Here is an 8,789-nt window from a genome sequence, read left to right as displayed (position 1 = left end):
TCCACCAATTTCACCCTGCACCCTCTATATCAAAAGAACCAAGTCTATTTCATTAAAATAGACGCTTTAACAGAAAAGGAGCCCACCCCGAATAAAACGGAGGGACTCCCATTTTGATTCGGTAGCCTGCCGACCTTAGCAAAAAAAGAATCATTTACCTTAGGACATGGCTTTGCGTCTCTATGTTTCCATAGATTTGCCTTTTTCTTCTTTTCTTTTAGATATTTTCTATTTACGTCCACTTTATATGAAAATATTGTTTTTTTCACCGAAAAATGGGTGTAAAGATTCATGCGTTATACCGAAGGGTTTACATGATAATTGACGATATTTACCGAAAATAACTAATAATAGTTGCGTTCAACCGAAAATAATCGACTAAATACCGCAAAAATTTCATATTTTCCCTTAAATATTGAAAATATGGCCGAAAATCTAGGATAGAGGTCTCCTTTCGTTTCCCGCAAATTCTTAAATCTTAAGAACTACATTCCCTAAAAAAATGAATTTTTTTACTGTAAAAACAACAAAAAAAAGAGCTGCCATTTCAAATGACAACTCCTTGTTTCTTCATTATATTTACATCACCTTAGACAGACCAATCGTTTTCTCAATAATGAGCAGCGCAATGATAGAAATGATAATAAATATGACAGATATCGCATTGACACTTGGATCAAAGGTCTGCTCAATGTAATTAAAGGTCCTGACCGGAATTGTGATGGTTTGAGGTGAGGAAACGAATAAACTGATCGATATTTCCCCAAATGACGTCACAGCTGAAAACACTCCGCCTGCAATGATTCCCGGCTTAATCAAAGGCAATGTGACTCGAAAAAACGTGCGAATGGGTCCTGCGCCAAGATTCATTGAAGCCAGCTCAAGCCGCGGATCTAAATTCGAAACACTCACGCCTACCGTTCGAACCACATAGGGAAAACCAATGATGACATGACCAATGACGAGCGCCCACAAAGACCCTGTAAAGCCCATAGCCGTAAACAAGTAAAGCATAGCAATCCCTAACACCACTTGAGGAATCATGAGAGGTGACAGAATGAAAGCTTGGACAGCCTCCTTTCCCTTAAAGGAAAGCCTTGCTAAAGCATACGAAGCCATTGTTCCTAAAAGAACCGTGAGAGGCGTCACGATGAATAGCAGAATCACACTGATCCGAAGCGATTCCATCCATTCTGGATTTGACACGACCTCATGAAACCAACGAACAGAGAACGAAGTCGGTGGAAATTCAGGAAAGGCATTTGGACTAAAAGCAGATAGGACGATCACAAGAACAGGAATGGTTAAAAAAAGATAAACCAATGACCCAGCAGTCCAAATCAGGATAGAAAGCAAGCGGTCACCTATTGACTTTTTACGCATGCATCCTCGCCTCCCAACGCTTCAATAAATAGCTTAATAGACTGACCACCACAAGCACACAAACCAATAATGTAAAGGACATAGCTGCAGCAAGAGGCAGGTTATACACCTGCATCACCTGCTGATAAATTGACAGCGGCAGCAGCGGCTGCATCCGTCCGCCGACTAATAGCGGGGTGATATAGCTTCCTGCTGCCAGTGAGAAGACGATGATCGCGCCAGTCACCATGCCTGGAATGGTCAGTGGTAAGGTGACATGAAAAAAGGTTCGAATCCGGCCAGCTCCAAGACTCATAGAAGCCGGTTTTAAGTGACGATCCATATCGGTTAAACTTGTTGCGATCGGCAGTACTGCAAATGGCAGCATGACCTGGACATATGCAATAATGACCGCATTCATATTCCACAGCATCGAGAGCGGCTTCTCAATCACATGTAAATCTAGTAACATGCCATTGATCAGACCATTTTGCGAAAGAAGAACAATCCATGCAAACGTCCGAATCACAACACTTGTCAAAAGCGGCGACACAAGTAAGATATAGAAAAATGCCCGCAGACGCGGATTAGGTGCTTTGACAAGCACGTATGCTGCTGGGTATGCCATCAATAAACAAATCACCGTTGTCTGTAAAGCCACCCACACAGTACTTCCAATCGCCTTTACATATGCATCTGTCGTGAACACATGAATATATTGAGAAAAGCTATACGTTTGTAATGTATTCATCATCGAATCGACATCGCGAAAACTGAGAACGAGCATCATCACAAGCGGAGCTAGTAAAAATACAACAAGAAACAAACAAGCTGGCAGCAGCATAAACCAATGAAATCGTTGATTCTTTTTCTTGATTCGCATCACGTATGCACCTTCGAATCTAAGAAAACGATATCTTCAGGCTGCCAATGGATATGGACGGTTTCTCCAACTTCAGGCAGCTCGGGAAATGCCGCATCAGAAGCATGGACAATGATTTCACCATTATCAAGCCCCACAACCAAACGTAATGAATGTCCAATATAACTCACATCTGACAGCACGCCTGATACATGGTTTGGCTGAACTTTCTCCTGCTCAGAAGAGATGCTGATTCTTTCAGGACGCAGCATAAGCAGTTGCTTTTCCCTTTTCTCTTGATGTGCCGCAGCCTGCAGTTGAAGATGCTGACCGTTTGAATGGGTTACATGCGGAACCGTAAATGCAGCATCAGCTTCATTGTACACGGCCTCAAAGATATTCACCTGTCCGATGAATTCAGCTACAAATCGATTGTTTGGCTGGCGGTACACCTCTAAAGGCGTCCCAATCTGCTGAATTCTACCCTCTCCTAAAATTCCAACTCGATCAGAAAGGCTTAAGGCCTCCTCTTGATCATGTGTCACAAGAATGGTTGTAATCCCGACATTTCTTTGAATATTTCGCAGCTCTGTCTGCATGTTTTTTCTTAGTTTGGCATCTAGGTTGCTGAGCGGTTCATCAAGAAGGAGAACAGACGGCTGAATCGCCAGCGCTCTTGCTATCGCTACTCGCTGCTGCTGACCACCGCTTAATTGGTGGGGCATCCGTTTCGCAAATGCCTCTAATTGAACAAGAGACAAGCTTTCCATCACCTTCTCTTTGATTTCCGCCTTCTTTTTCTTTTGAACCTTAAGCCCGTACGCCACATTATCAAATACAGTCAGATGCGGAAAGAGTGCATAGCTTTGAAAGACCATACCTGTTTTTCTTTGATAAGGCGGCAAAGCTGTCACATCCTGATCACCAATATAGACGACGCCTTTTGTTGGTTCTAAAAAACCGCCAATGATGTTTAATAATGTTGATTTTCCGCAGCCGCTAGGACCGAGAAGAGAGAAAAACTCTCCCTCATTCACAGTAAGACTGACATCGTTGAGAGCAATCTGCTCACCGAAGTGCTGACTGATGTGTTCTAAATGAATTCCACTCATGCGATCACCTAATTTCCTCCGCCTAATACTTCGTTCCATCGATTTGTCCAATTGCCAAGCTCAGAGGTTGCTGTTTCATAATCTACCCAAGTCAGCTTGCTGTAATAATTTTCTCCAACTTTCACTTTCCCCTTAATCTTGTCATCGTATTTTACATCAGAATTCGACATGCCATAATAAGATTTTTCCGAGAAAGCCTCCTGAGCTTCTTTTCCACTCAAGTAGTTTAATAGTTTGTATGCCGCTTCTTCGTGCTGACTTCCCTTCGTTAAAGCCCAGCTCGCTACAGCTGCAACAGCGCCTTCTTTCGGATATGAGAAACCAATATCCATTCCTTCTTCTTCAAGTGCAAATACTCGCCCGTCCCAATACGGAACAGCTGCGACATCCCCACGTTCTAACAAGGTTTGAATCGATCCTGGGTTATCCGGAAAAGCAGCGACATGACCTTTTAATTGCGCGAGACTTTTAAATGCTTTATCAATATCCTTAGGATTTGATTCTGTCCCCCCTTGTGCATGAACAAGTGCAGAGAAAAATTGCAAACCAGCTGAATAAGTCGGAGATGAAATGGCTACCTTCCCTTTCAACTGACTGCTCCATAGGTCAGTCCAGCTGTTTGGTTCCTGCTTGACGAGGTCTTTTCTATAAGCAATTCCAAGCTGCCCCATACTAAAGCCTGCTGCATATTGTTTTCCATTCACAGTCAGCTTCTTTTGGACAGAACGGTAAAGTTTCTTGACGTTCGGCGCTTGATCTTCATCGATAGGCGCAAGAACGTTTGCTGCAATTCCTCTTTGAATCGTATCAGGCTGTAAGATAAGTAAGTCATATGGTGGATTTTTCCCATTTGACGCTTTTAATTTTGTAAACCATTCAGAATCCGCTCCAGAGACGGTCTGCACTTTAATTCCGGTATCTTTTTCAAACTTTTCAAGGATTGGTTTGATATTCTTTTCCCAATCGCCTCCATATACGCCAACAATCACAGTCTGCTGCTGTTTGCCTTGATCCTTTCCATTTCCACCACAAGCGGTCAGCAGTACAACGATGGATAGGATACCTGCAACAATAGCGATTAACCTTCTTTTCATGATTCATTTCCCCCTTTTTGTCCATTCATTTGACGAAGTGCTTGAGTAATATCTTCCTTTGTTAACGGCTCATTTCTATGACTGAAATATTGATGAACTGCATGTTTATAGTGCGTACGTTCATTAGCCGGATAGGAACGCAGCTGAACGGCTAGCTCACTGCTGGCTTCGTCCGTCCATACTTTCTCATAAGCTGCTCTTTGTTCTCCGAAATCCCACACATCAGTAGCTGCAGGATCACCAGCCTTTTCACGCACCTTGCTCGTCTGCTCCTCATCAATCTTCCATTCATTTTGCTCTAAATACACTTGAACACCATATTGCTGCAGCGCTCTTTCTTCACTTAATAGACCAGCTTCCACTTCCTGAAGGACTTTTTCTTTCTTTCTGGCAAATGGATTCCCCCAGCCGCCTCCACTTGGTGAAATCAATTGAACGATATCGCCTTTTTCAAGTCGCAGAACATCTATTTTGGGCTGGTCTTGTTTCTCACCATGAGCTGTGATCAGCTTGACCTCACCAACCGCTCCTGCTCGGCCGCCCATTAAACCCCAAGGCTGAAACTTCATCCGTTCCATTCCTCGTGCTGTCACCATCGATTCAGGCTTCATCATTTCAAATTCCAAACCAATCGCATGTCCGCCTCGATTTTCACCAGCTCCACCTGTATTCGGCAGAAGCTCATATCGGTGAACATGAATATCAATATGCTGTTCCAAACTCTCAATTGGGGTATTCTTCAAAAAGCCTGACGAATGATCAATACCGTCAACTCCATCAGTACCATTTTGAGCACCGCCGCCTCCGCCTAATGGTTCGACAACGGACATTTTCCTGCCACCCGTTTGATCATCAGGTACAGAGAGAACCACAATGGCAGATTGACCTGCACCTGCTGCCGGTACTGCTTCAGGCAGCAGCTTACCAATCGCACCTAGCACGACATTGTACAGCCTCATCGTAATCGAATGACGAATCCCGACAGAGGCTGGATATTCTGGATGCACCAGCGTTCCTTTAGGAGAGATCACATCGATTGGATACGTTATTCCACCATTAATCGGTATAAAAGGATCCTTACTAATGATGTAATTAATCAACCCTTGATAAAGAAAGGAATGCTTCTGACCATTGGTAACAAGGTTAAAGGCTGTTTTTACTTGCGGGTCACACTCAGAAAAATCGAGCGTCAGCCGTTTGCCTTTGATCGTTAGCTTGATTTTCAACCGAATAGGGACGTCTGAAATCATATCATCATCTAAATAATCAGCAAATTCACTCGTTCCATCCGGTATAGCTTCAATGACCTTTCCAGCACGATCCTCGGCTTGCTTCAGCAAGTCTATCATTCCTTGTTTCACTTCGTTTTTTCCAAATTTCTCAATCATTTCTTTTAACCGAATATCTGCTGTATTCACTGCAGCAATCATCGCATTGATATCACCATCGTTTAGATGACTAGCGCGGCTGTTAGCTCTCAAAAAAGTACGTACGACCTGATTCTCTTTCCCACCTTCATAAATTTTTACTGGCGGAATTCTTAATCCTTCTTGATGAACATCCGTTGCTGTCGGTGAAATACTCGAAGGCACAAGGCCACCCACATCACTGACATGAACAAAAGACCAAGCATAGCTTACGATTTCACCATCTACAAAAATCGGCTTAATGATATGGACATCTGGCAGGTGAGTCGCCAAACCATCTGTCGTATAAGGATCATTAGTGATGATAATGTCTCCTGGCTGCATCTGTCCGCTTTCTTCAATTGCTTTTTTTAGACTCAGCCCTAAAAAGATCGTCACACCCACTGTCTTCGGATAAACAAAGAAATCTCCAGAAGGTGTGGCTAGTGCTGTCGCAAAGTCAGCAGATTCTTTGACGAAGGTCGTAAACGACGTCCGTTCAATGACATGCCCCATACCTGATGCAATCGCATTAAAATAACTGCGCATCATCTCAAGCTTTGCTGGGTCAGTTCTCATGTAAAGCCGCCTCCTTTGAAATCACTAAGTTACCTGATGGATCAATACTGCCTGTCCAGTTTGGCAAAATTAATGTTGTCGTATCATCCTGCTCAATCACGGCAGGCCCATTTACAATAGAACCTACTGACAGCGTATCCCGATTATAAACCGATGCTTCGTATTCTTTTTCTTCTATAAAAATTCGTCTATATTCATTTGGTTTCAAAGACTGTCCCATGCCTTCTTGAACAGGTGAAAAAGGCAGCGGAGGCGTCTCACCTATGACTCGAACGCGTAAATGAGTAAACTCGATTTTTGCCTGATCATCCCTATGACCATATTGACGCTGATGCAATTTGTGAAAGGCTTCAATAAGTTGGTGGATGTCTTGTTCTTGCTTTAACCAATCAATCGATAATGGCAATTCAATCTCAAATGCCTGCCCTTGATATCGTGCGTCTGCTAATAAGAGAATGGATGTCTGATTGATATGCTGAATGTTCTGCTTGCTGACCCAATCAGTCGCTTTTCGTGACAGCTTCTCATAATCTTGTTTTAGTTGGTTGATCGAATAGTCTTGTAAACATATTTTCTTCGACAGCACCGCATCATGGATAAAATCAGCTGTTAAAGCACCTAACGCACATAATGTACCAGGACTTGGAGGAACAACTACATTTTTCGCATGAATTTCTCTTGCAAGGAAATTCGCCACAACCGGTCCTGCTCCGCCAAACGCCAGCAAACTAAAATCTCTAGGGTCAAATCCTTGCTGCTCCATCACATTGCTTAATTCTGTGTACATATTGGCTACGGCTACTTGAATGAGCTGGTCAGCCGCCTCTTCAAGCGTTTTGTTGAGCTGATCAGCAATTGGCTGAAAGGCCTTTTTCGCCGCAGATAGTTGTAAATGTAAATGTCCTCCGGCAAAACGTTCTTGATTGAGATAACCGCATATGAGAAACGCATCAGTTAAAGCTGCTTTTTCTCCCTTTCCATACGAAGCTGGTCCCGGGTTTGAGCCAACTGATTCCGGCCCCGCTTTGAGAAGTCCGCCCTGATCAATCCATGCTACCGAACCTCCTCCTGCTCCTATTGAATACATCGCAACAGATGGAAGAATGATTGGGAAGCCTGAAAGCTGATTGGATTGAGCCATTGTAGGCTGTCCATTTTGAATGATTGAGATATCTGCACTCGTCCCCCCAACATCAAAAGTGATCAGATTGGGTTCACTCGCTGATGCTGCAATTCTCGCCGCACCGATGACACCAGCTGCCGGACCAGAAAAGAGAGTCTTAACAGGCGAGGTTGCCGCACTTTCTGCATCCATTAAACCACCATTTGATTGTGTAATGTATGGAGAAATTGGTACACCTTCTTCCTTCAAACGGCTTTTCAATGTTTGCAAATACTGTTTCACCTTTGGCTGAATGTACAAATTAACAACAGACATCACTGTACGCTCGTATTCCCTCATTTGAGGCCATAATTCAGATGAGGTAAGGACTTCTAACTGTGGATAATGATGATTGATATAGGCTTTTGCCTGTAATTCATGAACTGGGTTTTGATAACTATGTAAAAATGAAATGACGATACCTGCTAGCTTTTTAGATATAACATGCTGGACCGCATCATCTAATTGCTGCAGATGGAGAGGTTTTTTGATCGTACCATCGTGTATCAACCTTTCAGAGATTGGATATACATGCTTCCGTGGTATCAATGGTTCTGGCAAACGAGAATTGAAGTCATAAGGAACGGGTAGTCGTAAACGTTGAAGTGACAATATATCTTGAAATCCTTCTGTCACAAAAAGGGCTAAATCTGCTCCTTTTCGCTGTAATAATGTATTCAGACCGATTGTCATTCCGTGAACGAGGTATTGGATGTTGGATAAATCAACACCTCTTTTTTTTAGAAGATTTAACCCATTGATAATTCCTTGGGCTGGGTCATCAGTCACTGTAGGCGTTTTGAGTTCAGTCAGCTCCCCTGTTGCTTCATTTATCAGCGATAAATCAGTAAATGTTCCGCCTATGTCTATTCCGAGCCGGTATGAGACATCCGCCATTTGTACTTCCCTCCTACAATGTAATTAGAATCATATTTTGATAAATTACGACATTTTTTGATATTTGACTCCATATTATTAAAGCAGATCGGTCTAGTCAATTTTATTTTTTTGAAATTTCTGTGTGTTAAATTCTTGAAATTAGCCAAAAAAGCAGTGATAAAGCCATTTTGGATGAGCATATTCGTTTTCTGACCCACAAAATTAAAATTTTTATGAATTTCTACAAAAATGAAAAGCAAGAAATCAGGTAAAAACTGTTTTTTGAATTTTAAAAGACGTTTTTTCAAAACCAGGAGAAATTGGTAAGTAATT

6 protein-coding genes and 1 riboswitch are annotated in these 8,789 nt (G+C 42.6%); all 6 genes read right to left on the bottom strand.

Annotation, left to right across the window (positions count from 1 at the left end; genetic code table 11):
* Positions 1 to 117 precede the first annotated feature (117 nt).
* Positions 118 to 211, bottom strand: a riboswitch (cyclic di-GMP riboswitch).
* A gap of 368 nt (positions 212 to 579) precedes the next feature.
* From NST59_RS01940 to NST59_RS01915, 6 genes are read right to left on the bottom strand one after another with little or no spacing between them, the layout of a single operon-like run.
* Entirely contained in the window at positions 580 to 1,383 is an 804-nt protein-coding gene (locus tag NST59_RS01940; RefSeq protein WP_024424298.1) for an ABC transporter permease, read from the bottom strand.
* Positions 1,376 to 2,245, bottom strand: coding sequence for an ABC transporter permease (locus tag NST59_RS01935; RefSeq protein WP_039176427.1), 870 nt, complete (start codon positions 2,243 to 2,245; stop codon positions 1,376 to 1,378). Before NST59_RS01935 ends, NST59_RS01940 begins: the two co-directional genes overlap by 8 nt.
* Positions 2,245 to 3,336 (bottom strand): ABC transporter ATP-binding protein, encoded by a 1,092-nt coding sequence (locus tag NST59_RS01930; RefSeq protein WP_144490710.1) that lies wholly within the window; start codon positions 3,334 to 3,336, stop codon positions 2,245 to 2,247. The genes NST59_RS01935 and NST59_RS01930 overlap by 1 nt, the downstream gene beginning before the upstream one ends.
* An 8-nt stretch (positions 3,337 to 3,344) precedes the next feature.
* Positions 3,345 to 4,430 (bottom strand): ABC transporter substrate-binding protein, encoded by a 1,086-nt coding sequence (locus NST59_RS01925; RefSeq protein ID WP_144490709.1) that lies wholly within the window; start codon positions 4,428 to 4,430, stop codon positions 3,345 to 3,347.
* On the bottom strand, positions 4,427 to 6,415 hold the full coding sequence (locus tag NST59_RS01920) for a hydantoinase B/oxoprolinase family protein (RefSeq protein ID WP_144490708.1): 1,989 nt from the start codon (positions 6,413 to 6,415) through the stop codon (positions 4,427 to 4,429). The genes NST59_RS01925 and NST59_RS01920 overlap by 4 nt, the downstream gene beginning before the upstream one ends.
* Positions 6,405 to 8,474: a hydantoinase/oxoprolinase family protein gene (locus NST59_RS01915; RefSeq protein WP_144490707.1), complete on the bottom strand. Its 2,070-nt coding sequence runs from the start codon at positions 8,472 to 8,474 to the stop codon at positions 6,405 to 6,407. Before NST59_RS01915 ends, NST59_RS01920 begins: the two co-directional genes overlap by 11 nt.
* Between the last annotated feature and the right edge of the window lie 315 nt (positions 8,475 to 8,789).

This window comes from Bacillus sp. FSL R5-0439 (assembly GCF_038008805.1).
GTDB lineage: Bacteria > Bacillota > Bacilli > Bacillales > Bacillaceae > Bacillus > Bacillus safensis.
This window is presented reverse-complemented; position numbering and strand designations above follow the sequence as displayed.

Excerpts from the sequence above, each read along its gene's own strand:
- NST59_RS01940 (WP_024424298.1), bottom strand. The coding sequence starts at position 1,383 with ATGCGTAAAAAGTCAATAGGTGACCGCTTGCTTTCTATCCTGATTTGG.
- NST59_RS01935 (WP_039176427.1), bottom strand. The coding sequence starts at position 2,245 with ATGCGAATCAAGAAAAAGAATCAACGATTTCATTGGTTTATGCTGCTG.
- NST59_RS01930 (WP_144490710.1), bottom strand. The coding sequence starts at position 3,336 with ATGAGTGGAATTCATTTAGAACACATCAGTCAGCACTTCGGTGAGCAG.
- NST59_RS01925 (WP_144490709.1), bottom strand. The coding sequence starts at position 4,430 with ATGAAAAGAAGGTTAATCGCTATTGTTGCAGGTATCCTATCCATCGTT.
- NST59_RS01920 (WP_144490708.1), bottom strand. The coding sequence starts at position 6,415 with ATGAGAACTGACCCAGCAAAGCTTGAGATGATGCGCAGTTATTTTAAT.
- NST59_RS01915 (WP_144490707.1), bottom strand. The coding sequence starts at position 8,474 with ATGGCGGATGTCTCATACCGGCTCGGAATAGACATAGGCGGAACATTT.